This is a genomic window from Capnocytophaga sp. oral taxon 329 str. F0087, assembly GCF_000213295.2.
Lineage (GTDB): Bacteria > Bacteroidota > Bacteroidia > Flavobacteriales > Flavobacteriaceae > Capnocytophaga > Capnocytophaga leadbetteri_A.
Window position 1 is genome coordinate 1 of sequence record NZ_KN390120.1, and the last position, 526, is coordinate 526.

General features: G+C 51.1%; 1 protein-coding gene. It reads right to left on the reverse strand.

All coding sequences use genetic code 11. From position 1 onward, the window contains the following. The coding region (locus tag HMPREF9074_RS11720; protein WP_034541143.1) for an AAA family ATPase at positions 1 to 526 on the reverse strand (526 nt) is incomplete at both ends.

The following is a 526-nucleotide window of genomic DNA, read 5'->3' on the forward strand; positions in this document are numbered from 1 at the left end:
ACAGCTTCGTTACCCCCTATTTTGGAGGGTAATACACCGAATTTATTCAGCATTTCAATTAAGTAAGTGGGCGTGCCGCTGCCGAACCAATAAGAATCCAACCGCCCATCGGCGAAGGCGTTCAGCAGGCTGAAGGGGTTGTAGATGTCCGGTGAGGGCCACGCGAAATGGTAACCGTCGTAATGGGCTTTTAGCTTCTTTACGACCTCTTCGCGATTTACGTTCAACCGTCCGGCCAAAATGTCCAGGTCCTCATCCATCTGTGTGGCCATCTCCTCCTCCGTGATGCCGCAGATAGCGGCATATTCCGGCAGCATACTGATATTCTTAATATTGTTCAGTTCGCTGAAAATGCTCAGTTGCGAGAACTTGGTGATTCCCGTCAGGAAGACGAAACGCAGGTAAGGGTCGCAGGCTTTGAGCGGGCTATAAAAATTGCGCATGATGTTGCGGAGGACAGGCAGGTTCTTTTCTTCGTGCACCACGTCGAGCAAGGGCGCATCGTATTCGTCGATGAGCACCACTA